Raw genomic sequence first — 24,317 nt, 5'->3', positions numbered from 1 at the left:
TTCAGATTGATGACTAATAATATAAACAAATTGATTATCCGCTAACGAAAGTTAGCGGTATCTTTTTATACTAAAACGTAGGGTTTTCTGAAAGTTTTTGACAAAATGAAAAAGTACCTGCTTAACATTCTGTTTTGTTTTTTTTCTTTCATCTTATTGTTAATAGGCAGTTTTTTTGTTGCCGATCACTTATTTCCATTGTCGATTGCAACAAATAAATCCACACAAACAATCCTTGCGCAAGATGGTACGCCACTTTGGCGATTTGCTGATGAAAATGGCGTTTGGCGGTATCCAATTCACTTAGATGAAGTCCCCAATGATTATCTTGATGTGTTACTAAATTATGAAGATCGCCATTTTTATGATCATTTTGGTGTTAACCCCGCATCGTTAATGCGGGCAGCTTGGCAAAACATCACCAATAAAAAAATTATTTCAGGTGGCAGTACTATTTCGATGCAGGTTGCAAGATTGCTTGATCCTCACGATCGCTCCATAGCTGGAAAGTTACAACAAATATTTCGAACGCTACAACTTGAATTACATTTTACCAAAGATGAAATTTTAACTTTATATATCAACCGTGCACCATTTGGGGGAACAATCGAAGGCTTGGGGGCTGCGAGCTGGTCATATTTTGGTAAAGCACCAAAAGCGTTAACACGTGGCGAAGCGGTTTTATTAGCGGTATTGCCACAAGCTCCTAGCCGCTTGCGTCCTGATAGGTATCCTCAGCGCGCCAAACAAGCTCGAGAAAAGGTTTTAGCAAGATTAGCTCAATATCAAGTATGGTCATCCGATATTATAGAGCAAGTTCGAAAAGAAGATATATGGGTTTATCCTCGTAAAAAGCCACAACTAGCGCCTTTATTAGCTCGTAGATTAAGTCAGCAATATCCTGATGTTGATATAATCCGTTCAAATATCGATCACTCTCTTCAATATAGTCTTGAAGATATTGCGACTAATCGGAAAAACCAGTTACCACCCAAAACTTCGCTGGCTATTTTAGTTGTCGATCATACCGATATGTCAGTAAAAGGCTATGTAGGTTCAGCTGATTTTAATGATAAAGATCGATTTGGACAGGTTGATATGGTAAGTGCGCTTCGCTCACCTGGATCGACATTAAAGCCTTTTATGTATGCACTCGCGATTGATGATGGTATGATTCATTCTGAATCGCTATTGCAAGATACGCCTCGAATCCGTTCTGATTACCGCCCTACCAATTTTGATGAAGATTTTTATGGTCCAATCAGTGCTACAGAAGCATTAAAAAATTCATTGAACTTGCCCGCTGTTCAGTTAATTGAACTCTATGGTCCAAAACGGTTTGCTGGAAAACTTGCCAGTGTTGGGTTGCCACTGGTATCTACTGGTAATAACCCTAATATTTCGTATATATTAGGTGGTGCATCATTAAGAATGGATAATTTGGTCAGTGCCTATAGTGCCTTTGCTCGTCATGGACAAGTCAGCCCTTTACGTTTTACGCAAGATGAACCATTGTTAAGTAAGCCATTTATTAGCGATGGCAGCGCATGGATCACTAGCAAGATGCTAGTTAATAATCATCAAATTGTCTATAAAACAGGCACTAGTTATGGCTATCGTGATGCTTGGGCGGTTGGTATGAACTCTCGTTATTTAATTGGTGTTTGGGTTGGTCGTCCAGATGGAACGCCTGTTGTTGGACAATATGGCAGTATTACCGCAGTGCCGATTTTACAACAGGTTAACTCGTTATTATTAAATAAAGAGCGACGACTCAATCGATCATTACCCTTAATAACAAAACCGACAACGGTGACTTCAGAAAAAATTTGTTGGCCATCAGGGCAAGTCCTGCCAGCAAACGATGAAAACTGTCACCGGCAGAAAAATGCTTGGATATTAAATAACATGGTTCCCCCAACGCTTGATACTCTTACAGAGCTTAATAACAATCTCTACCGTTCAGGGTGGGTGACGATCTGGGTCAATGATGAAGGAAAACGGGTGTCTGCAGATTGTAATAATGCGCATAAAAAACAGATTGCACTTTGGCCGATCGCTTTAGAAAATTGGCTGTTACCCAAAGAGCGTAGGCAATCGTTGTTCCCTGAGGTTGATAAAAATTGTCCTGTATTTGGTAAAGATATCTTTTTGCCACTGAATATTATTGGATTACGGGATAACCAATTAGTAAAGCGTTTGCCAGGGCAACACGATGTCACCATTGATGTAACACCACAAGGTGGAATAGGTGATAAATGGTGGTTTTTAGATGGTGACCTCATTGAGCAAACGCATGACGATCGAAAAGTTGCTATAACGGTAACTCAAAAAGGTTTACATCATCTATTATTATTAGACCAAAGCGGGCAAATTTCGCGACTGGCCTTTACCCTTGATTAACTAGGAACAAGCATATGACTATTGAACGAACATTATCCATCATCAAGCCCAATGCTGTTAAAAAGCAATTGATTGGTGAAATTGAAACCCGTATCAGCCAAGCAAAACTTAACATCATTGCCCTAAAAATGCTTAGATTAACGAAAGAGCAAGCTGAAGGCTTTTATATAGAGCATCAAGGTAAATCATTTTTTGATAAATTAGTTAAATTTATGATATCTGGCCCGATAGTAGTTCAAGTGCTAGAAGGAAAAAATGCTGTTAGGCGCTATCGGGAATTGATGGGACCGACTGATTTATCTAAAGCAACTGCAGGCACTTTGCGGGCTGATTTTGCTGACAGCATGACCGAAAATGCCGTACATGGTTCAGATTCGTTAACCTCGGCTGAAAAAGAAATTGCTTACTTTTTTGTCGATAGTGAGATAGTTGGGTAAATTAATTTTATAAAATACCTGTTGTATTGCGTATTACCGTTATTCTAGGATTCTTTTTCAAAACATGAACGATATAACTTTAAGTTATAACCATGTGAGTATTTGTTATTTATTCATTCAGTTCTTTGTTGTTAGACTTTAACTGAAAATAACATAACCTTTATTTGGGAGAATCAGGATGAAATTGTTGACTAAATCACTAACAGTGGTCGCATTAATAAGTAGTTTGTTAGGTGCAAATTCAGCTTACGCAGATCGCCTTGATGACATCGAAAAACGCGGGGAAATCAAAATAGCCGTGTTTGATAGCAACCCGCCATTTGGATATGTTGATGAAAAGACCAATAAAATTGTTGGTCTTGATGTTGATTATGCCAATGAAATAGCTAAAGCACTGAATGTGAAAATTGATCTTGTGCCAACTAATCCAGCCAATCGAATTCCGCTATTAACTTCCCAAAAAGCCGATTTAATTGTTGCTAACTTTACTGTAACTGATGAAAGGGCAAAAACTGTTGATTTTAGTCTGCCTTATTTTGCGACTGGTCAAAAATTTATAGCAAAAAAAGGTATTTTAAAATCAGTCGATGATTTAAAGAACCTTCGTATTGGTGCTGATAAAGGTACGGTCATGGAAATCACGCTGCGCGAAAAATACCCGACAGCAAAAGTGATTTCTTATGATGATACGCCATTTGCCTTTGCGGCATTACGTAATGGTGTTGTGCAGGCAATTACTCAAGATGATGCCAAATTAATTGGTTTACTCGCTAATGTACCAGAAGAACAACGCGCAGCATTTGAAATTTCGCCATTTAGTATCACCCAAGAATATCAAGCAGTAGGTATACCAAAAGGAGAAGAACGCTTAAAAGAAAAAGTGAACCAAATTTTATTAACACTTGAAAAAGATGGTCAAGCGTTAACAATTTATAATCGTTGGTTTGGACCTGAAACCACATCAGCCATGCCTCGTGGTGATTTTAAAATAGGTAAAGGTCAGTAAGTTATGCACGAGCAATTACTTCAATCCCGTTATTGGTGGTGGTTATGGGATGGTTTTTTAGTTACGTTAGCTATCTCATTGCTTACCATCGTCTTTTCAACATTACTGGGTTTTTTATTAGTTATTGCTCAACAAAGCCCGATTAAGATTATTCAAAGGATTGTAATGGCGTATAACGCAATTTTTCGTTATTCCCCATTATTACCTCAACTCTTTTTTTGGTATTTTGGTGTGGGTAATTTATTACCAGTTGAATTTAAGTTATGGCTATTTGATGAACCACAAATTTCGTTGTCCTTTTTTTCACTGAAAATGCCTTCCTTTGAATTTATGATTGGTTTAGTTGGTTTAACGTGTTATTCCAGTGCTTTTATTGCCGAAGAGTTTAGAGCCGGCATTGCTGGTGTAAGGCAAGGGCAAGGACAGGCTTCATTAGCATTAGGGTTAACTTGGTGGCAAAGTATGCGATTTATTATTTTACCGCAAAGCTTTCGTATTGCCTTTCCGCCTTTAATTGGTCAGTATATGAATATTATCAAAAATTCATCGTTAACAATGGCTATTGGTGTGTTAGAGCTTTCTTATGTATCACGTCAAGTCGAAACCGAATCATTAAAAACCTTTCAAGATTTTGCCATTGCGACTTTATTATATATTTTGGCAATAGTGATGGTTGGAACTTTAGGTAATATTTATCAAGCAAAACGATTACAAATAGGTAAGGTGTAATCAATTATGGAACTTAAAGGTTTAGAGGTTATTTATAACAATTTAAGTTATATGATGTGGGGAAACTTTCCCGGAGGCATTTTTTTAACGTTATTAATGAGTTTTGCTGCAATTATCGTTTCAACGCTGTTAGGTATTTTGGCCGGTGTAGGGTTGACTGTCTTAAAAGGAACAGTGCGCTATTTATTAGTCGGTATACTTGGTTTTTTAAGAGCAATCCCTGTTATTATGCTTATTTTTTGGACTTACTTTTTATTACCTGTATTGCTTAATGTTGATGTGCCAGCTATCGCAACGGTGATATGTGCACTATCTTTAATTGGCGCTGCATATATTGGTCATTCAGTGCATGCCGGTATGATTGCGGTGGCTAAAGAACAATGGCAAGCAGCATTTTCGTTAGGGTTGACTAAAAAGCAAGTTATTTTATTTATCATTTTACCACAAGCTCTTAAAATGATGTTGCCGTCTTTTGTCAATCAGTGGGTATCGCTTATTAAAGATACGTCTTTGGCCTATATTGTTGGGGTGGCGGAATTTACTTTTATAGCTACTCAGGTTAATAATCGTAGTATGGTTTATCCAACTGAGATCTTTTTATTTGTTATTGTTGTTTATTTTATTATTTGCGCATCGCTTGATTTCGCTGTTTCGATTTTGCCAAAATGCCGATCATTTCGTTTTAAATGACATTTTGTTATATTTATTTTTGTTCACATAAATCTAATTATTAAATAAAGCCTTTTTATTAAGGTTCTCTCAAAGTTTTTAAGTTAACTTATTAATAATTTAGATGAATCTAAAAGCGAAAAAGCGACCCAAGCCTTTTCGCATGGTTTGAAAGCATAACAGCATTAGGCTTGGTTTAAGTATTGTTAAAGTACATCATTACCTATTTACCTTAAAAAAATAGACTCGATAATGTGAAAGATGATATTGCATAATTTTGTATCATTGCTTCACATCTTCAACTAAACGTGTGATTAATTTATTGTGGTCATTTTCTTTAATAATTGATGTTAAAAAACGTTGCCAAGTTCGTTCAATTTTAGCTTTCGCAAAAAAAGAAATATAATTAGCAATGGGGATAAGGGTTGAATTACCGATATTGTCGATAATAATCAAGCGGCTTTTATCTGCACTTAAATGCTGAAATAAGATATTCTTGCTTTTGATTGTCATTGTAATAATGCGATCTTTTAATAAAGCTGATTTTAAACTTTTTAATGATACAACTAAATCATCATAATATTGTTTAGTTAATTTATTATCAGCAAGGTACTTTTCTAGTGGTATGGCTATTTCACCATTATAATCTCGAATAAGCTCGAAAACATGGCCTTTACCGTAATTGGTTGAAACTGGACCATAATATTTTGCTAATGCATCAAATGCAATATTACGCCTAATAAGGTGTTTATAATAAGCTATTTCGCGGTTTGTTTCTTCTTCTGCTCCGTCATTATAATTAACTTTAATGCATTTATTAGGATCTATTGGATGATGATAGCATTTGCGGTGTAACCCTTTGCCTATATAGTCGTCTTTAGAAAGTAGAATTATATTGTCCATTTATATCAATATGTGTCGTTATTTAATGTTAAGTGAAAGTTTAACAGTAAGCGTTTCTTATCGCCATGATTTTTTCTTTTTAACTCTAGCGCTTTTATATTATTTCTGTATAATATTGCCACCCACGTTACGACAACGTTCTTCCCAACGTTGTTTTCGATTGTCAACATTAATATGGCCACTCGAAGGGGTGAGTTAATTAATAGTTTTGATCAAAAAGTGTAAATAAATCAAGTGATTTATTAACGTGAGATTAATTAAAAATTGGATAATTACGAATGAGTACTTTTTCAGCTAAACCAGAAACAGTTAAACGCGACTGGTATGTTGTTGATGCAGCAGGTAAAACGTTAGGTCGTTTAGCTACTGAAATCGCAAGCCGTTTGCGTGGTAAACACAAAGCAGAATACACACCACATGTTGATACAGGTGATTATATTATCGTTATCAATGCAGAAAAAGTTGCTGTAACAGGCAAAAAACGTACTGATAAGATCTATTATCGTCATACTGGTTACATCGGTGGACTTAAAGAAGCGACTTTTAAAGAGATGATTGAACGTCATCCTGAACAAGTTATCGAAATTGCTGTAAAAGGCATGTTACCGAAAGGTCCTCTTGGTCGTGCAATGTACCGTAAACTAAAAGTTTATGCTGGTAATGAGCACAATCATGCGGCACAACAACCGCAAGTATTAGATATTTAAGGGGATAAAAGATGGCTGATAATCAATATTACGGTACAGGTCGCCGCAAAAGTTCTGCTGCTCGTGTATTTATCAAACCAGGTAGTGGTAACATCGTTATTAACAAACGCTCATTAGAGCAATACTTTGGTCGTGATACTGCTCGTATGGTTGTTATGCAACCGTTAGAGTTAGTCGAAATGACTGACAAACTTGATCTTTATATCACGGTTAAAGGTGGTGGTATTTCAGGTCAAGCTGGTGCAATTCGTCACGGTATTACTCGTGCATTAATGGAATATGATGAAACTTTACGTTCTGCATTACGTCAAGCAGGTTTCGTTACTCGTGATGCACGTCAAGTTGAACGTAAAAAAGTGGGTCTACGCAAAGCACGTCGTCGTCCACAATTCAGCAAACGTTAATTTCGATATTACAAAAACGTTACAACTTTGTTTCAAAAACCCAGCATTGGCTGGGTTTTTTTATGCTGGTTTTTGTCTATTAAAAAACATTCCTTTTTTTGATTAAGTGACTTGGAATGATGAAAAGCTATCGGCAAACAGATAAATTTTCTTAAATTTGACGAATCTAACTCATTTGGCAATCTTTTATATTAAAACGTATGCTTTTCTGAAACTTTTTTTCAATATTGTATTATTCAAGAAAATAACGTAAGAAAATTCATTTTTTTTAACAAATTTGTTATTCAATTTGTTAGAATGGTCATCAATAAAACTTATTTTAATTTTATATATTTGGAGTGGATATGGTTGTTGCTGTTAATAAACGTTCTGTGATGACATTATTTTGTGATACAACAGATATTTACGGACATCAGATCCGTTTTGTTCTGGCAGAAAAAGGGGTAACTGCGGAAATAGAGTTTGTAACGGCAGATAATTTACCGCAAGAATTATTGGATCTTAACCCATATGGTTCAATTCCAACTTTAATTGATCGAGATCTTACGTTATATGAACCACATATTGCATTGGAATACCTTGATGAACGTTTTCCTCATCCGCCATTAATGCCAGTTTACCCGATTGTTCGAGCGAATTCTAGATTAACGATGTATCGAATTAAAAAAGAGTGGTACAGTGCTTACGAAACAATCATTGCCGATCCTAATAGCGATGCAGCTAAAACAGCACGAAAAAATCTTCTTGATGATCTTGTTTCCATCTCGGTTATGTTTAAAGAAGCAGATTATTTTATGAGTGATGATTTTACATTAAGTGATTGTTACTTTGCGCCATTACTTTGGCGATTACCTCTGCTTGACATTGAATTACCAAAAATAGCTGAAAAGAATTATTTAGGCTATATGGCGCGAATTTTTGAACGTCCTGCTTTTGTTAATTCATTAACTGAAGAAGAAAAAAAGATAAGATCTTAATCAATTAAATTTATCCTTATTTACGATAATTTTAGACAAGGTGGCCTTAATGGAACTTGAGCAAATGACCCCGCGTCGCCCTTACATATTTAGGGCTTTTTATGATTGGATTTTAGATAACGACTTAACGCCTTATATTGTAGTGAATACTTCGGTATATGGTGTATTAGTGCCGCAGGAATTTATCCAAAACAATCAAATCGTTTTAAATATTGCCCCGCAATCGGTAGGCCAATATTTATCTACTAATGAACAAATTGAATTCAATGCTCGTTTTTCTGGCGTACCCCAACACATTGTGGTGCCAATGGCTGCAATTGAGGCTATTTATGCACGCGAAAATGGCGTTGGCATGGGATTTGAAGATGAGCCGCAATATCATGCTCAGCGTGAAGCCTCAACTCAACAATCCGAACAATCCAAACCTAAGCCAATTAATCCATTTCGTGTCGTAAAGTAATTGGTAATCGAGTTCACGAACATTAATTGACAGTACTTTTTAATGCCTAATTTGTCCGTCATTGATTGCTTTACATAATAACTAAACAATAGATGAATCATAGTAACGAATAAAAAATAGATTAATGAGTAACGAAATTGAATTAAAGTTTGAAATAAATGATAGTGATATTGCTGCGTTGCAACTTTATTTAAATCAATGGGCGCACTCTGATGAGCTAGAGTTTTCTGCAATATCAAATCAAAAACGTACATTCTCGCAATTAACACTTTGTAACACCTATTATGATACAGTGGACTATTATTTGCGTCATCATGGATGTGGTTTACGGGTCAGAACAAGCAATGACAGCACGAGAACTCATTTTGAAATCACCTTGAAACGTGATAAAAAAACTATTGCGGGTTTACACGAGCGAGCTGAGTTTAATGCTGATTTACCTACTTCAGAGCCTGATTTAACCGTATTACCTTATTCGGCATTGCCTGATAATTGTGATATTGAGGGATTACAGCAAGATTTATTACCGTTATTTTCGACTGACTTTAAACGTCAAGTTTGGTTAATTTCGTTTGCAAGTAGCGAAATTGAAATAGCATTAGATCAAGGTGAAATTCACTCAAATGGAAAAATTAAAATAATTCAAGAGGTCGAATTAGAGATCAAACAAGGTAATAAGCAGGATTTACTCAATTTTGCGCTTGAATTAAGTCGATTTAATTTGCATCTTTTTTCACAAAGTAAAGCCGCTAGAGGTTATCGCTTACTCAAAAATGCGCCATTAAAAATCTGCCAGTTTGATCCACAAGTTCATCAAGATTTGGTGCAGCTATTAAAGTTTTGGCAACAAAACGAAGAGTATGCGTTAGAAGTTAATGATCTGGAACTATACCAACAGACACTAAATCAAATCAATTATATTCTAATAGATAAATATCTTCCTCTTGAACCTGAATTTACTCAATGGCAAATGGCATTATCGTCCATTAACTCTGTAAAAAAATTTGCTTTTAGTGAGATCAATACAAAGTTGAAACTAATGTTGATTGCAAATCTAACTGTTAATTAATTGAATGAAAAGTAAAATGACAAAACTCTCCTTTTTTAAATTACCGTTCTTGTTTGTACTGTTGTATGGGGTGCTAGATAGCACTTTTTTGGTTGGGCGAGAACTTCTTTTTGACAATATGGTTTTCAGTTATGCAAAGCTTAACCCATATATTTGGGCCGATTCTTTTGTATCATTAATTATTCATATAGTTTTGCCTAATATTTTTAATCAGCTAGCAAATCTAGTTTTAATTTTTATTACTTCAGCCATAATATTGCACAAGAATTCGGTTTATCGGGCTAATAAAAAGAATCTGCTTTGTGTATGCTTAATTGTTTTTTTGATAATAATAGGTATCAATGGTTGTCAAGTTCTATTTGAGCGACAGGTTCTTGGATTTTTATATTCTGCTATAGCGCCATATTATTTTCCCCATATAGAAAGTCTCTATATAGGCATATTTAGATTAGCTTGTTATATTTGGATAACAGTGGCGATTTATTTAGGGATAAAGCTACTTCGGACTGCTTTTGTAACAGAGTCAGATATGATTGTATTATCCTCAGATAATAGTCAAAAAATTCATTTATCTTTATTTATTTTATTGTTTAATTTTTATTATCTAGCTATTGTCTTGTTCTGTTTAAATTTCTTTTTCATTCCTAAAGATCCCCTAGATTCTACAGCCCCCTTTGAACATAATATTGTAATTATTATGTTTTATTCAGCTTTTTTGCTGATTATAAATATGATCGGTTATTTTGCTTTACGAAAAAAATTTATGGCAGTTAATGATAAATTGCAAGTGAAGTCATTAATTTTTAGTTCTGCTATTGCTTTTATGTTGACATTACTAATAGCAATAATTGTCATCTCTATAAATATATATTGTCTAAAATGGTTTGATAAGATGGCAAACTCATTAACAAACAATGAAATGCTGGTCATAGTTATAGCCGATATTATATTATTATTTCTTATTTTAAGTGTAACGGGTTGTGGTGTTGTCCGCAAAACAGCCAGGGCATTTTTTAGTAAAAAAGCTAATTTATCCTGTTTTGTTAAGCTATCACCTGAATAGGACTTACACCAATTAACTTAACAGAAATTGAGCTGGTAAAATTGGCATTAAGCAAGTTCAATTTCTGTTATTATTAATGGCAACATTTTACATTAAGCACAGCAAGTGTGGCGCTATAATAAGTAGTACTGTCTTGTATTATATATTGTTGTTGATTATATAGAGCGATACCTGAAATTTTTACTTCCTCTTGTTATGGCATGTCTTTGTTAGGATTAAGGTAATTATGCTGTCTTAGCAAAAAACTCTCGTTCCAAAATGTGTATTGTTGATATGGCAAAGATAAGACTAATAACTTGAAACAGTTTTTATTTTTTGTATGCATTATCTATTATTTTTCTGCAAGTTTTCATTTTGTATATAAAATACTATATCAATAGTAAAAGTTATTTATAATATGGTTCTATTTTAGTGATTTTACTTTTAGTAAAAATATTTCTAAGAGAGTTTACCCATGTTGGAACTTAACCACTTGCTTTCCACTTTGCTTGAACAGCAAAAGCAAAAAATTACCTTTCAACTTAAGCAATGCACCCCAAATGAGGTGGAAGCTAATCTTGATATTTTAGTACACAGTGATTTTTTGGTGGATGCTTTTTATCAATTTCCACTGTGGCTTTCTGACATCATAAAAAATCCACCACAAGCCGACGAAAGACGATATTACCAAAATTGGTTGAGTGAAAAATTAACAGCAGTTTCAGATGAAACTGAATTAATGAAGATATTAAGACAATTTCGTCGTTATATTTTAGTCCGGTTGGCGTGGTCTCAATTAACACATAGCAGCAATGATGAGCAAATTTTATTACAATTGAGTGAACTGGCAGAGGTGATCATTATTACAGCTCGTGATTGGCTCTATGAGCTTAGTTGTAAAGAGTGGGGAACACCTTGTAATTGTCAAGGTGAGCCACAGCCATTACTGATTTTAGGGATGGGCAAACTAGGCGGGGGAGAACTTAATTTTTCGTCTGATATTGATTTGATTTTTACTTATCCGGAGCATGGGCAAACACAAGGAGGGCGGAGAGAGTTAGATAATGCAGTATTCTTCACTCGATTAGGTCAACGTTTAATTAAAGCACTTGATCAAATTACTGAAGATGGTTTTGTCTACCGTGTAGATATGCGTTTGCGCCCGCTTGGTGATGGAGGGCCTTTAGTATTAAGTTTTGCGGCTATGGAAGATTATTACCAAGAACAAGGACGTGACTGGGAACGCTATGCGATGGTTAAAGCAAAAGTACTGGGTGATGAGCAAGCACCTTATGCTAAAGAGCTTTACCAAATGCTAAAACCTTTTGTGTATCGTCGTTATATTGACTTTAGCGTCTTACAATCATTGCGTAATATGAAAAGCATGATTGAACGCGAAGTCCGTCGCCGTGGTTTAAAAAACAATATTAAACTTGGGGCAGGTGGCATCCGTGAGATAGAGTTTATTGTACAAGTTTTTCAGCTTATTCGCGGTGGTCGAGTGGTGAACCTACAAACTCGTTCATTATTATCTGCTTTACAGGTCATTGAGCATGAACAATTACTGAGCGATCAAGAAGTATCGACGTTACGCGAAAATTACCTTTTTTTGCGCCGTTGCGAAAACTTACTGCAAGCGATTCGTGATGAGCAAACCCAAACACTCCCAGAGGATGATCTTGATCAGTCACGTTTAGCGATAAGTATGGGCTTTAATAATTGGTTTGATTTTGCAACTGACTTGTCGGCACGAATGCAAATTAATCGTTTAATATTCAATGAACTTATTGGAGAGGTAGAGCCTGAATTTTCCTCTAATGATAAACAGCATAATGATCAATTTGATGATCTTTGGGTACCAGATCTACAATTAAATGATGTGATGGCAATACTACCTAACTATTCAGATAGTGAGGCAAATCAATTTTGGCAGATGCTTGTGCAATTTAGAGATGATATAAGTAAACGAACAATTGGTGTTCGTGGACGAGAAATACTTGATCAATTAATGCCAAGACTATTAGAAGCTTGTTGTGCTGACAAACAAGCATTAATGGTATTACCAAGAATTTTACCATTGATAATTAATATTGTTAGTCGCACGACTTATTTAGAGTTGTTATTGGAGTATCCGACTGCATTAAAACAGTTAATTCGTTTATGTAGTGCATCGCCAATGATTAGCGATCAACTTGCTCATTATCCTATATTATTAGATGAACTTATTGATATCAATTCGCTGTACCAAACCGTTGCACCTAATGAATATAAAAGCCAGCTTTATCAGTATTTATTACGCATTCAGTTGGATGATGAAGAACAACAACTTGAAGCTTTACGCCAATTTAAGCAGATGCAATTACTGCATATTGCAGCGGCAGATGTTGAACAAGTCTTATCAACCATGAAAGTCAGCGATCATTTAACCTATGTGGCTGAGGCATTACTTGATTTTGTTTTACAAATGGCATGGAACCAAATGCTTGCTCGTTATGGCAAACCAGAGCATTTGGGCGATAATGATAAAGGCTTAGTTGTGGTTGCCTACGGTAAATTAGGTGGCTGGGAGCTAGGTTATGGGTCTGATTTAGATCTGGTTTTTTTACACGATTGTCCAGTCAATAGCATGACTAATGGAAATAAACAGATCGATAGCCGTCAATTTTATTTGCGTTTAGTTCAGCGAATTATTCATTTATTTAATGTGCGTACTAGCTTTGGTATTTTATATGAAATCGATGTAAGGCTTCGCCCTCAGGGCGATGCTGGGCTACTTGCATGTAGTTTAGATTCGTTTGCAGATTACCAAATGAATGAAGCGTGGACATGGGAACATCAAGCATTAGTGCGAGCTAGAGCAGTCTATGGTGAAGATAAATTAATAAAACGCTTTAACCAAATTCGTCATAATGTACTTTGTAAAAAGCGTGATGAAAACACACTAAAAACTGAAGTTCGGCAAATGCGTGAAAAAATGAGAAGTCATCTTGGCACGACACAAGCTAAATTATTTAATTTAAAGATTGACGAAGGGGGAATTGGGGATATTGAGTTTTTATCGCAATATCTTGTGCTTAATTATGCTCATCAATATCCTAAAATGACGGCTTGGAGCGATAATGTGCGAATTTTAGAACTTGCGACAAATTATCAAATCATGAACAGTTATGAAGCACAGCTGCTAACACAAGCTTATATCGACATGCGCAATAAAATTCATCAACTAGCCTTACAATTACAACCTAGCACGGTTGATAACTCACTTTTTATACAAGAAAAACAAATAGTCAACCAATGCTGGCAAAAATGGTTAACTTAACGGGTTAAATATTGATATTTTATTTCAAGTATGGCTGATCTTAAACTTTTTTAAAATATCAGCTTGTTAAGTTTGTTGTGTAATATAAATAAAAGTTAATGCCACACTAGTGGCATTAATTGAAAAATAACTATTATCGATGGTGATATTAACGAGTTATTTTGCTTCTTTCCATAAAATCATATCTTGATCTTTAAGCTCTGAAGCATCAAAGCCTCCGATTGGTGTGATATCTTCACGGTCAAAAGCGATATCGCCACCATTAACAGCAAGATCACCTTTTTTAATTCCTTTAAAATCAAACAAATTGGTATCACACAGATGGGATAGGGTGATATTTTGTGTTGCTCGGAACATGGTTTCAATGCGTCCGGGGAACTTTTTATCCCATTCATTGAGCATTTCTTTAATTACTTGCCTTTGTAAGTTCGGTTGTGAACCACAAAGGTTACAAGGAATAATCGGAAATTGTTTAATTTCAGCGTATTTGGCAATGTCCTTTTCTTTGCAATAAGCTAGTGGTCGAATAATGATATGTTCACCTGAATCATTCATTAGCTTCGGTGGCATTGCTTTGAGTTTACCGCCATAGAACATATTTAAAAACAGTGTTTCTAAAATATCATCACGATGATGACCAAGGGCAATTTTTGTTGCGCCAAGTTCGGTGGCTGTGCGGTATAAAATTCCTCGGCGCAGCCGTGAACAAAGCGAGCAAGTTGTTTTACCTTCTGGGATCTTTTCTTTGACAATACCATAGGTGTTTTCTTGCACGATTTTGTATTCAATACCTAGGGATTGTAAATATTGAGGCAAAACGTGTTCGGGGAAACCAGGCTGCTTTTGATCTAAATTAACGGCAATTAGCTCAAAGTTTATTGGTGCGCTGATTTTCAAGTTAATTAGAATATCAAGCAAAGTATAACTATCTTTACCACCTGATAAGCAAACCATAATACGATCACCTTCTTCGATCATATTAAAGTCAGCGATTGCCTCGCCAGTCAAGCGACGCAATCGTTTGTGTAGTTTATTTTGATTATATATATTCATTAGAGTTTTATTGGTTATTCGGCACGGCTCATATAACGGCGTTCAGCAATATGAATTTTAACTTTTTCGTGGTTATCAATATATTCAGGAACTTGGATAACAAGTCCGGTTGATAACGTAGCTGGTTTAGTTCGCGCACTGGCTGACGCCCCTTTAATACTTGGCGAAGTTTCAACAATTTCGAGATCAACCGTTTGCGGTAATTCTAAAGCAAGGACTTCACCATCCGCCATTAGCACTTGAATACCATTCATACCACCTTCAGGAATAAATAATAGCTCATCTTCTATTTGCTCTTTTTTGAAGATATAAGGCGTAAAATCTTCGTTATCCATAAACACATATTCATCGCCATCAATATACGAAAAACTAACAGGACGGCGCGATAGTTCAATTGTTTCGAGGATATCATCACCTTTAAAACGCTCTTCAACTTTACCGCCATTTTTGACATCGGTAAAACGCATTTTATAAAGTGTACTTGCACCACGAGCACTTGGGCTTTGGACATCAATATCTTTAACCAGTAATAATTTGCCATTAAAGGCGACTGCATCGCCACGTTTTATTTCATTTGCTTTAGCCATAATATTTATTCTTCACAATTAATAAAAAGAGTTAAAAATTAGCTCGCTATTTTACCGCTAACTTGCTATTGTCACCATCAAAATTTATTCAAGCACCTTAAATTAAAGAAAAACTATGGCAGATTTATTCAAATGCAGGCAAAACTGTGGTGCTTGTTGTATTGCGCCATCGATTTCATCAACTATTCCTGGTATGCCTAAAGGGAAGCCTGCTGGCGTTGCTTGCATTCATTTAGATAATAATTATCGATGTAAATTATTTTTACACCCATCAAGGCCTACAGTTTGTGGTCGATTAAAACCTAGCATCGAAATGTGCGGTAATAATAGAATGCAAGCGATGAATTATTTAACACAGTTAGAACAGCTAACTAAAGGTTAAGTATTGCCTAAATTTAACAAAACAGTCCGATTATTAGAATTATTTATCTCGCACAGTAGTTTTTTTGATAAACTTCCCGCACTTCATTATTTAGTGATAAATATCAATAAATTTTTGAGATAGATTTTAGCCACATATATCTTTATACATCAAATAAGTGGCTAATTTTACAGATAAATTTGATCTTTTTAGACAGAAGAAAATGATTATGAAAAACAAATTAAAACGAGATTTAAAAGCCCGCCATTTAGCCATGATAGCTATTGGTGGCTCGATCGGAACTGGGCTATTTGTCGCATCAGGGGCAACCGTTGCTCAGGCAGGTCCTGGAGGTGCATTGCTTTCGTATGCCATTATAGGTGTGATGGTATATTTTTTAATGACCAGCCTTGGTGAGCTAGCAGCTTATTTGCCTGTTTCAGGTACTTTTGCAACTTATGGTTCACGTTATGTCGATGAAGCCTTTGGTTTTGCCATTGGTTGGAACTATTGGTACAACTGGGCAATTACGGTTGCTGTAGATTTAGTTGCAGCTCAATTAGTTATCTCTTATTGGTTTGATGCAGGACCTTATAGCTGGTTATGGAGCTTATTATTTTTAAGTATCATCTTTTGCTTAAACTATATTTCAGTTAAAGGTTTTGGTGAAGCAGAATTTTGGTTTTCATTAATTAAAGTTGTTACTGTGATTATTTTTATTGTAGTTGGTTTATTAATGATTATTGGCATCTTTCGAGGCGTCGAAGTGGCTGGTTGGCAAAATTGGACTATCAAAGAAGCTCCTTTTGCGGGTGGGTTTTCATCAATGATTGGTGTAGCAATGGTGGTTGGATTTTCATTCCAAGGTACTGAATTAATAGGTATTGCAGCGGGTGAATCAAAAGATCCAGAAAAAAACATCCCTAAAGCTATGCGACAAGTATTTTGGCGAATCTTGTTATTTTATATCTTTGCGATTTTAGTTATCAGCTTGATTATTCCTTATACTGATCCTAATTTACTACGTAACGATGAAACTGATGTCAGTGTTAGTCCATTCACCCTTGTATTTGAACATGCAGGATTATTATCTGCTGCGGCATTAATGAATGCAGTTATTTTAACATCCGTATTATCTGCGGGTAACTCAGGGCTGTATGCTTCAACCCGCATGCTATATGCACTTGCTAAAGAAGGTAAAGCGCCTAAAATATTTGCAAACTTATCATCATCAGGGGTGCCTCGTGCTGCGTTGTTTGCAACAACATTTGTGGCCATGCTTTGTTTCTTAACCTCGATGTACAAAGATCAGGCTGTTTATTTATGGTTGCTTAATATGTCAGGTATGACAGGCTTTATTGCTTGGCTAGGAATAGCGATTAGCCATTATCGTTTTAGAAAGGGTTACACTATTCAAGGTAAGGATGTTAATCAATTACCGTATCAATCAAGTTGTTTCCCATTTGGCCCTATTTTCGCTTTTGTATTATGCTTAATTATTACCCTTGGTCAAAATTACGAAGCTTTCTTGCAAGATACCATTGATTGGAATGGTGTTATTGCGACCTATATTGGTATACCATTATTTTTAATGATTTACTTTGGCTACAAGCTAGTGAAAAAGACAAAATGGGTTAAATACGAACAGATGGACTTTTCTAAAGAAGATTAATTCGCAAGTTTAGTCCCAATTTTTTACTTTTCCGTCGACAAAAGTCGACGGTTTTTTATTAAAAAAGAGAGAAATAAACTGTTATATAGTTTTAAATAGTTTATCTTGATAACGATATTAGCGACTACGGAAGATGATACGTGCTTTAGACAGATCATAAGGTGTCATTTCAACAGTAACTTTATCGCCGGTTAAAATACGAATATAGTTTTTTCGCATCTTACCAGAAATATGTGCAGTAACGACATGACCATTTTCAAGTTCAACACGAAACATCGTGTTTGGAAGTGTATCAAGTATAGTACCTTGCATTTCAATGTTATCTTCTTTTGCCATTGGGGCCTCTTAATAATAAATACAAATTAAATATATTTAACTGACTAACTGTTTTGCTACGTTTAAGTGTTTAACGGCAAAACAATAACGTGCTATTACCATCTGATTGATGTTGTATTAGATGACTAAGCAAAGTTAAGTATAAACACAAAAAAACTGAATTTAAAATATATAAACACAGCGGCGAAATAATGCCGAAAAAACTGTCAGAAGTAAAGCCCTTTCTACTATTTCTTTGCACAATAAAGTTCTTGCTGCTGAATATAATGCCACACTTTGGCTGGCAACAAATTTTCACAACTGGCTTGATTGTTAATATTTAGTCTGATTTCAGTCGCTGAAATGTCTTCAAGTGGTGTATGCGCAAAAAAAATATAACCATGCGGTGAGTCATGCAAATCTTGTGCATTTAGGGTGTTATGCATCTCAATCCATTTCTGTAGTTCAATATTATTGGTATTTTTTGCATAACCCGGCCTACGACAAATGAGTAAATGACAATAATCAAGTAACGTTTGCCATTTATTCCAAGTTGGCAAACTCAATAATGAATCTTGCCCCATAATAAAAGCTAATCCTTCACTATCCCCATTTTCTTGTCGCCAAGCTTGAAGCGTTTCAATGGTATAAGAAGGACGGGTTGAGACTTTAGGTAAAAGCTCTCTTACATCTAACGCAAATAAGGGCAAATCTTCAATGGCTAATTTTAACATTGCCAAACGTTGCTCGGTACTCGCTTCGGGTTGTGGTTTATGTGGTGGAATATGATTGGGCAATAAGCTAATTTGTTTTAACCCAACTTCGCTAGCTAACGAAATAGCAGGGCGAAGGTGTCCATAATGTATCGGATCAAAAGTTCCACCTAACAACGCAGTTAACATTTATTTAATCCCATAAACTGCATTGATAAGCTAAACATAGCATCCCATATTTGTGCTTGATTATCATGTTTTAAACTAATTTCGACTTCAGTCAGTTTGGCTAATAAATTAAACAGGCTTTTAAGTTGGCAACGGTTTAGATAATTAGTATAAATCGTTCTTTTATTTTGCCAAATCTTATATTCATCAAAAACTTGTTTCAATGATTTTTGTTGCAATCCTTTTTTTAAATTGATCATCAATATCAACTCGCGTTGAATAATCCGCAACAAAATTAACGGTTCAAATTCATTTATTTTCAACTGCTGTAAAATGTGAATAGCCCGCTTAGTTTTATTGGCAATCATTGCATCAGTCCAATGATAGGGTGTAAATATCGCTGAATCATTAATATTGCTTTCGACTTCATCATACGAAATGCTCTGATCGGGATACAGCAATTTTAGCTGCGCAATAATTTGCGTTAGCGCCAGTAAATTACCTTCGTAATAATAGCAAAGCAATTCAATTGCTTTTGGGTCAATGATTATATGTTGTTGCTGCAAATGATTTTTAATCCATTGCGGTAACTGCAACGTATCTGGCGTGGTACAATTAACAACCGTTAGCTTATCTGATAATGCCTTATACCAAATAGTATTTTCTTGCGATTTAGTGATTTTATTAAGCGTGATTATTAGCGCAATATCAGGGGTTAAAACCTCACTTAGTGTATTGAGTTTTGCGGTAATACTTGCATTTAACGAACCGTCACCGAAATCAAGTAAAATTAAAGTATTGGTAGAAAATAGATTCATCGCATGACAGCTATCAAAAATTGCGTTCCAGTCGGTTTGATTATCAATAACAAACGTAAGCTGTTCATCAAAACCTGCGTGAGTAAAAGCTTTCCGTAACTCAGTTTTCGCATAATGTTGTAAATAAGGATCACTACCTAAAATTAAATAATAGGGTGATCCTAATTTATGATTAATTTGATCGACACTAATTTTAATCATGACAACGTTAATTTACCGCATCAATCGATTTTAATTTACGGATGATTTGTTTAGCAGCTTGTTTAAACATCTCGTTTTCAATTAAATCTTGCTCAACAGTTTTGGCCAACGCTTCAGATGGATTATCAAAAAATGTCCTAAATACACGTACACTAATTGGATATATTTGTTGACCAGCAATAACAACTTGTGCTTCAACGGTTAATACCAATTGATACTCAGCTGCTTTACCATCTTGATAAATCGAAATAGTATTGCGGCTTAGATTTTCGCTTAACATTCTTAACGATGGTACCTGACTTGTAGCATTATTAGTAGTTAAAGTCACTTTGTTATCGTGTAATAACTCTTTAATATCGCGAGACAGTCGGCCATAAGGGTCATAGCTTACATAAGACATCGTTTTAAACCGCTCAGGCACTTCTGTTTCATGCTGCAAATGAAATCCACATCCTGTTAAGGATATCGCTAATAACATAAATAATGCTAAATACTTTTTCATATCTATAACCGCCTAAATTTAGTTATTAAACAATATTAACCCACAACAAGATTTAATAATTTACCTGGAACGTAAATTACTTTACGGATAGTAACATCGCTCAAGTATTTTTGGATGTTAGGCTCTTGTTTCGCTTGCGACACAACAAAATCTTGATCGGCATTAGCTGGCACCGTAAATTTACCACGGACTTTACCGTTGATTTGCACAACTATAAGTTTTTCATCCTCGATCATTGCTGATTGGTCAGCAACAGGCCAAGTTGTATTATCAATCGATTCGTTATGGCCTAAAGCTTGCCACATAGCAAAACAAGCGTGTGGCATCATAGGGTAAAGCAAACGAACAATCGCATTTAATGCCTCACTCATTAGCGCACGATCTTGTTCGGTTTCTTGTGGTGCTTTTTGTAAGCGGTTCATAAACTCCATGACAGCGGCAATCGCGGTATTAAACGTTTGGCGGCGTCCAATATCATCACTCACTTTCGCAATGGTTTTATGTAGCTCACGGCGTAATGATTTTTGTTCACTATCTAAGGCTGTAATATCAAGTTTAGCGATTTGACCTTTTTGGGTATGTTCATACACTAAACGCCACACACGTTTAATAAATCGGTTAGCGCCTTCAACACCGGACTCTTGCCATTCCAATGTCATATCCGCTGGCGAAGCAAACATCATAAACAATCGAACTGTATCGGCTCCATATTTTTCAACCATTTCTTGAGGGTCGATACCATTGTTTTTGGATTTTGACATCTTCGTCATACCCGCATGGACTAGCTCATTGCCATGTTTGTCAACGGCTTTAGCAATGCGACCTTTTTCATCACGTTCAATAGTGACTTCGGTTGGTGAAACCCAGATGCGTTCATTGGTTGGACTGGTATAATAAAACGCATCGGCTAATACCATGCCTTGGCATAGTAAGCGTTTTGCTGGCTCATCGGACGAAACTAAACCAAAATCACGCATTAATTTATGGAAAAATCTAAAATAAAGCAAATGCATAATCGCATGTTCAATACCACCGACATATTGATCGACAGGCAACCAATAATTAGCTGCTTTTTCGTCTAACATACCTTTGTCAAATTGTGGACAAGTATAACGGGCATAATACCAAGATGACTCCATAAAGGTATCAAACGTATCGGTTTCACGTAGAGCAGGCTGACCGTTCACCATTGTTTTTGCCCAGTTAGGATCGGCCTTAATTGGACTAGTGATACCGTTCATTTCGACGTCTTCTGGCAAAATAACCGGTAACTGATCTTCTGGTGTTGGAATAGTTGTACCGTCTTCAAGCGTCACCATTGGGATAGGCGCACCCCAATAACGTTGGCGTGAGACGCCCCAATCACGCAAACGGTAATTAACTTTTCGTTGACCAATGCCTAACGCAATTAATTTATCGGCAACAGCATTAAATGCTTGCTCAAAATCCAGACCATCAAACTCGCCAGAATTAAATAATTTGCCATGTTCAGTATATGCTTTTTCAGACAAGTCGGGTGCATTGCCGTCTTGAGTTAAAATAACAGGATTAATTGGTAAATTGTATTTTGAGGCAAACTCATAATCTCGTTCATCGTGACCCGGTACCGCCATGACTGCACCAGTACCATATTCAATTAACACGAAGTTAGCAATCCAAACAGGGACTTTTTTTCCTGTTAATGGATGGATAGCATAAAAGCCCGTTGCAATACCTTTCTTTTCCATGGTTGCCATATCGGCTTCGGCTGTTTTGGTATTTTTACATTCAGCAACAAATTCAGCAATTTTAGGATCGTTTTTTGCTGCTAATTGTGCAAGAGGATGCTCTGCGGCAACTGAGACAAAGCTCACCCCCATTAAAGTATCGGGGCGTGTTGTATAAACGCGTAATTTATCTGCATAATTTTCAACAGCAAAATCAAACTCAACCCCTTCAGAGCGACCAATCCAGTTACGTTGCATAGTTTTAACTTGCTCTGGCCAGTCCTCTAAGATATCTAAATCATTAAGTAGCTCTTCAGCATATTCGGTGATTTTAATAAACCACTGCGGGATCTCTTTGCGCTCAACAGGGGTACTACAACGCCAACAGCAACCTTCAACCACTTGCTCATTAGCAAGTACGGTTTGGTCATTTGGACACCAGTTAACCGCAGATGTTTTTTTATAAACTAGGCCTTTTTCGTATAACTTGGTAAAAAACCATTGTTCCCATTTGTAATATTCTGGACGGCAAGTGGTTACTTCGCGATCCCAATCATAACCGAAGCCTAAAAGCTGTAATTGCTTTTTCATATAGGCAATATTTTCGTAGGTCCATTTTGCCGGTGCAGTATTATTTTTAACAGCAGCCCCTTCAGCAGGTAAACCAAACGCATCCCAACCAATTGGTTGTAGTACATTTTTACCATTTAAGCGTTGGTAACGTGAAATGGTATCACCAATGGTGTAATTGCGAACATGACCAAGATGCAAACGCCCAGACGGGTAAGGTAGCATCGATAAACAGTAATATTTTTCTTTTGATGGATCTTCGGTAACGTGAAAAGTTTTATTGTCTTGCCAGTGTTTTTGCACAGTGGCTTCAATTTCATCTGGGCGATATTGTTCTTGCATGACCAGTTAATGTCCTATCTATTATTGCTAATAAAAATATGTTGCTAATTGTATTGGTTATTGACACGTTTTACAAACGATATATGAATCAAGATATTGATTTCTTGCGGTAGCAAATTTAAAGAATAATAAATTGTAAACTATTGAGTATATTTTATTGCTAATGTTAAATAACATGCTTAAACTGTAACAGTTTAGGCATAAAGGGTGAGAATAAAAAGAATTAATTGCTATTTAAGCCTAATTAAATAGCAATTGAAGTCATACAAAATTAGCCAAAAACGGGATCTTAAATTTAGAATATCTAACCACCATTAAAAATGCTGGTAAAGCGTGATAATAACGAACGTTGTTCTTCTTTAGGCATATTTTCAAGATTTGCTAGAATCAACTGTTCGACTTTTTGGGCTTCATCAACTAGGCCTAACTCGTTATAGGCATTGCGCATTAAAAGCAATGCTTCTTTAGTTGAATCGGTATCTGGAAACGTAACTAGCATTTCTGTCACACGATTAATCACTGCGACATAAGCGCCGCGTTTTGTATAGAACTGCGCAATTTTTAATTGATAGCGAGCCAATCTGTTTTTCAAAAACACAAGGCGTTTTTGCGCATCGGCGGCATATTGACTGTTTGGAAAGCTTGTCGTTAAATAAGTAAAATCCTTAAACGCTGCTGCGGCATAATCAGCATCGCGATCTGAACGATCAACGTTGAACCACCCTTGAATCATATTATCATCTTGCGCCATATTCGAAATACCGCGCATATAAATAACCCAATCAATGTTTGGATGCGTTGGATTTAGTTTTAAAAATCGGTCAATTGACGCAACAGCTAGTGTTAAATCACCTGATTTATAGTAAGCATAAATCAAGTCAAGTTGTACCTGTTGAGAATAGGGACCAAATGGATAATTCTTGTCCAAAGCCTCTAAGACAGTGATACTGGATTTAATATTACCATTCTCGAGATATGATTTCGCTTTGTTATGTAGTTCAATTTCGGGCATATTTTCAACATCGGACTTGGAAGAAGTACAGCCAATTAACATACCACTTAAAGCGATAGCTAACAAAGAGTGTAAACGCAATTTCATTCAGTTTTCAATCCAAATATAATTAAACATTAAAGGCGATGATTGGTATATAATACTCTAAAACAAAACAGCTTAAAATAGATAA

General features: G+C 35.9%; 22 protein-coding genes and 1 pseudogene. 14 read left to right on the top strand and 9 right to left on the bottom strand.

Annotated elements, in window-relative coordinates:
• The first annotated feature begins 105 nt into the window (after positions 1-105).
• The 5 genes from pbpC (at position 106) to ACYIAL_RS04470 (ending at position 5,265) form a co-directional block, all read left to right on the top strand.
• A complete protein-coding gene (gene pbpC / locus ACYIAL_RS04490) occupies positions 106-2,403 on the top strand; it encodes a penicillin-binding protein 1C (RefSeq protein WP_483751086.1) in 2,298 nt (765 codons plus the stop codon).
• A gap of 14 nt (positions 2,404-2,417) precedes the next feature.
• Positions 2,418-2,840, top strand: coding sequence for a nucleoside-diphosphate kinase (gene ndk, locus ACYIAL_RS04485; RefSeq protein WP_483747482.1), 423 nt, complete (start codon positions 2,418-2,420; stop codon positions 2,838-2,840).
• Between the two features lie 172 nt (positions 2,841-3,012).
• Complete coding sequence (locus ACYIAL_RS04480; protein WP_483751096.1) at positions 3,013-3,846, top strand: ABC transporter substrate-binding protein; 834 nt, start codon at positions 3,013-3,015, stop codon at positions 3,844-3,846.
• 3 nt (positions 3,847-3,849) lie between these two features.
• Complete coding sequence (locus ACYIAL_RS04475) at positions 3,850-4,575, top strand: amino acid ABC transporter permease (protein ID WP_174796307.1); 726 nt, start codon at positions 3,850-3,852, stop codon at positions 4,573-4,575.
• A gap of 6 nt (positions 4,576-4,581) precedes the next feature.
• Positions 4,582-5,265, top strand: coding sequence for an amino acid ABC transporter permease (locus ACYIAL_RS04470; RefSeq protein WP_483747480.1), 684 nt, complete (start codon positions 4,582-4,584; stop codon positions 5,263-5,265).
• A 261-nt stretch (positions 5,266-5,526) separates the two neighbouring features.
• Here ACYIAL_RS04470 and ACYIAL_RS04465 read toward each other — a convergent pair whose 3' ends face one another.
• Entirely contained in the window at positions 5,527-6,147 is a 621-nt protein-coding gene (locus ACYIAL_RS04465) for a YrbL family protein (RefSeq protein ID WP_483751085.1), read from the bottom strand.
• Positions 6,148-6,425: 278 nt separating this feature from the next.
• Here ACYIAL_RS04465 and rplM point away from each other — a divergent pair, with 278 nt between their 5' ends.
• From rplM to glnE, 7 genes are all read left to right on the top strand, one after another.
• Positions 6,426-6,854 (top strand): 50S ribosomal protein L13, encoded by a 429-nt coding sequence (gene rplM / locus ACYIAL_RS04460; protein WP_065566227.1) that lies wholly within the window; start codon positions 6,426-6,428, stop codon positions 6,852-6,854.
• An 11-nt stretch (positions 6,855-6,865) separates the two neighbouring features.
• Positions 6,866-7,258 carry a 30S ribosomal protein S9 gene (gene rpsI, locus ACYIAL_RS04455; protein WP_034915459.1) on the top strand — a complete coding sequence of 131 codons (393 nt, stop codon included), beginning with the start codon at positions 6,866-6,868 and terminating at the stop codon, positions 7,256-7,258.
• 344 nt (positions 7,259-7,602) lie between these two features.
• Entirely contained in the window at positions 7,603-8,235 is a 633-nt protein-coding gene (locus ACYIAL_RS04450) for a glutathione S-transferase N-terminal domain-containing protein (RefSeq protein WP_174796310.1), read from the top strand.
• A 49-nt stretch (positions 8,236-8,284) separates the two neighbouring features.
• Positions 8,285-8,695: a ClpXP protease specificity-enhancing factor gene (locus ACYIAL_RS04445; protein WP_483751084.1), complete on the top strand. Its 411-nt coding sequence runs from the start codon at positions 8,285-8,287 to the stop codon at positions 8,693-8,695.
• A 124-nt stretch (positions 8,696-8,819) separates the two neighbouring features.
• Complete coding sequence (locus tag ACYIAL_RS04440; protein WP_483751083.1) at positions 8,820-9,764, top strand: CYTH domain-containing protein; 945 nt, start codon at positions 8,820-8,822, stop codon at positions 9,762-9,764.
• A gap of 16 nt (positions 9,765-9,780) precedes the next feature.
• Entirely contained in the window at positions 9,781-10,827 is a 1,047-nt protein-coding gene (locus tag ACYIAL_RS04435) for a hypothetical protein (protein ID WP_483751082.1), read from the top strand.
• A 454-nt stretch (positions 10,828-11,281) separates the two neighbouring features.
• Entirely contained in the window at positions 11,282-14,125 is a 2,844-nt protein-coding gene (glnE, locus tag ACYIAL_RS04430) for a bifunctional [glutamate--ammonia ligase]-adenylyl-L-tyrosine phosphorylase/[glutamate--ammonia-ligase] adenylyltransferase (protein WP_483751081.1), read from the top strand.
• 156 nt (positions 14,126-14,281) lie between these two features.
• Here glnE and ttcA read toward each other — a convergent pair whose 3' ends face one another.
• Positions 14,282-15,178, bottom strand: a complete 897-nt coding sequence (gene ttcA, locus ACYIAL_RS04425; RefSeq protein ID WP_174796315.1) for a tRNA 2-thiocytidine(32) synthetase TtcA — start codon at positions 15,176-15,178, stop codon at positions 14,282-14,284.
• Between the two features lie 14 nt (positions 15,179-15,192).
• The gene (yeiP, locus tag ACYIAL_RS04420) at positions 15,193-15,765 is read right to left on the bottom strand and encodes an elongation factor P-like protein YeiP (protein ID WP_160432338.1); all 573 of its coding nucleotides are present in this window, start codon (positions 15,763-15,765) and stop codon (positions 15,193-15,195) included.
• Positions 15,766-15,880: 115 nt separating this feature from the next.
• Between yeiP and ACYIAL_RS04415 the strand changes: the two genes are divergently transcribed.
• Together ACYIAL_RS04415 and ACYIAL_RS04410 are read left to right on the top strand one after the other, a co-directional pair.
• Positions 15,881-16,147, top strand: coding sequence for a YkgJ family cysteine cluster protein (locus ACYIAL_RS04415; RefSeq protein WP_174796316.1), 267 nt, complete (start codon positions 15,881-15,883; stop codon positions 16,145-16,147).
• Between the two features lie 202 nt (positions 16,148-16,349).
• Complete coding sequence (locus ACYIAL_RS04410; RefSeq protein ID WP_174796317.1) at positions 16,350-17,798, top strand: amino acid permease; 1,449 nt, start codon at positions 16,350-16,352, stop codon at positions 17,796-17,798.
• A 117-nt stretch (positions 17,799-17,915) separates the two neighbouring features.
• Here the strand turns inward: ACYIAL_RS04410 and infA are convergent, their stop codons facing one another.
• The 6 genes and pseudogenes from infA to bamD all read right to left on the bottom strand — a co-directional run.
• Positions 17,916-18,134, bottom strand: coding sequence for a translation initiation factor IF-1 (gene infA, locus ACYIAL_RS04405; protein WP_025315083.1), 219 nt, complete (start codon positions 18,132-18,134; stop codon positions 17,916-17,918).
• Between the two features lie 227 nt (positions 18,135-18,361).
• Complete coding sequence (gene nadD, locus ACYIAL_RS04400) at positions 18,362-19,015, bottom strand: nicotinate-nucleotide adenylyltransferase (RefSeq protein ID WP_174796318.1); 654 nt, start codon at positions 19,013-19,015, stop codon at positions 18,362-18,364.
• Complete coding sequence (holA, locus tag ACYIAL_RS04395) at positions 19,009-20,013, bottom strand: DNA polymerase III subunit delta (protein ID WP_483747474.1); 1,005 nt, start codon at positions 20,011-20,013, stop codon at positions 19,009-19,011. The genes nadD and holA overlap by 7 nt, the downstream gene beginning before the upstream one ends.
• Positions 20,014-20,020: 7 nt before the next feature.
• Positions 20,021-20,515 carry an LPS assembly lipoprotein LptE gene (gene lptE, locus ACYIAL_RS04390; protein WP_483747473.1) on the bottom strand — a complete coding sequence of 165 codons (495 nt, stop codon included), beginning with the start codon at positions 20,513-20,515 and terminating at the stop codon, positions 20,021-20,023.
• A 35-nt stretch (positions 20,516-20,550) separates the two neighbouring features.
• Complete coding sequence (leuS, locus tag ACYIAL_RS04385; protein WP_174796321.1) at positions 20,551-23,133, bottom strand: leucine--tRNA ligase; 2,583 nt, start codon at positions 23,131-23,133, stop codon at positions 20,551-20,553.
• Between the two features lie 376 nt (positions 23,134-23,509).
• A pseudogene (bamD, locus tag ACYIAL_RS04380) lies at positions 23,510-24,232 on the bottom strand (outer membrane protein assembly factor BamD); the annotation flags it as partial.
• Positions 24,233-24,317 lie beyond the last annotated feature (85 nt).

The organism is Gilliamella sp. X-57 (assembly GCF_057063565.1).
The sequence above is the reverse complement of the archived record's forward strand: the minus strand, read 5'-3'. Positions and strand labels throughout refer to the sequence as shown.

Bases quoted from the DNA above. Each gene is read 5' to 3' on its own strand.
- pbpC (WP_483751086.1), top strand. From the start codon at position 106: ATGAAAAAGTACCTGCTTAACATTCTGTTTTGTTTTTTTTCTTTCATC.
- ndk (WP_483747482.1), top strand. From the start codon at position 2,418: ATGACTATTGAACGAACATTATCCATCATCAAGCCCAATGCTGTTAAA.
- ACYIAL_RS04475 (WP_174796307.1), top strand. From the start codon at position 3,850: ATGCACGAGCAATTACTTCAATCCCGTTATTGGTGGTGGTTATGGGAT.
- ACYIAL_RS04470 (WP_483747480.1), top strand. From the start codon at position 4,582: ATGGAACTTAAAGGTTTAGAGGTTATTTATAACAATTTAAGTTATATG.
- ACYIAL_RS04465 (WP_483751085.1), bottom strand. From the start codon at position 6,147: ATGGACAATATAATTCTACTTTCTAAAGACGACTATATAGGCAAAGGG.
- rplM (WP_065566227.1), top strand. From the start codon at position 6,426: ATGAGTACTTTTTCAGCTAAACCAGAAACAGTTAAACGCGACTGGTAT.
- rpsI (WP_034915459.1), top strand. From the start codon at position 6,866: ATGGCTGATAATCAATATTACGGTACAGGTCGCCGCAAAAGTTCTGCT.
- ACYIAL_RS04450 (WP_174796310.1), top strand. From the start codon at position 7,603: ATGGTTGTTGCTGTTAATAAACGTTCTGTGATGACATTATTTTGTGAT.
- ACYIAL_RS04445 (WP_483751084.1), top strand. From the start codon at position 8,285: ATGGAACTTGAGCAAATGACCCCGCGTCGCCCTTACATATTTAGGGCT.
- ACYIAL_RS04440 (WP_483751083.1), top strand. From the start codon at position 8,820: ATGAGTAACGAAATTGAATTAAAGTTTGAAATAAATGATAGTGATATT.
- ACYIAL_RS04435 (WP_483751082.1), top strand. From the start codon at position 9,781: ATGACAAAACTCTCCTTTTTTAAATTACCGTTCTTGTTTGTACTGTTG.
- glnE (WP_483751081.1), top strand. From the start codon at position 11,282: ATGTTGGAACTTAACCACTTGCTTTCCACTTTGCTTGAACAGCAAAAG.
- ttcA (WP_174796315.1), bottom strand. From the start codon at position 15,178: ATGAATATATATAATCAAAATAAACTACACAAACGATTGCGTCGCTTG.
- yeiP (WP_160432338.1), bottom strand. From the start codon at position 15,765: ATGGCTAAAGCAAATGAAATAAAACGTGGCGATGCAGTCGCCTTTAAT.
- ACYIAL_RS04415 (WP_174796316.1), top strand. From the start codon at position 15,881: ATGGCAGATTTATTCAAATGCAGGCAAAACTGTGGTGCTTGTTGTATT.
- ACYIAL_RS04410 (WP_174796317.1), top strand. From the start codon at position 16,350: ATGATTATGAAAAACAAATTAAAACGAGATTTAAAAGCCCGCCATTTA.
- infA (WP_025315083.1), bottom strand. From the start codon at position 18,134: ATGGCAAAAGAAGATAACATTGAAATGCAAGGTACTATACTTGATACA.
- nadD (WP_174796318.1), bottom strand. From the start codon at position 19,015: ATGTTAACTGCGTTGTTAGGTGGAACTTTTGATCCGATACATTATGGA.
- holA (WP_483747474.1), bottom strand. From the start codon at position 20,013: ATGATTAAAATTAGTGTCGATCAAATTAATCATAAATTAGGATCACCC.
- lptE (WP_483747473.1), bottom strand. From the start codon at position 20,515: ATGAAAAAGTATTTAGCATTATTTATGTTATTAGCGATATCCTTAACA.
- leuS (WP_174796321.1), bottom strand. From the start codon at position 23,133: ATGCAAGAACAATATCGCCCAGATGAAATTGAAGCCACTGTGCAAAAA.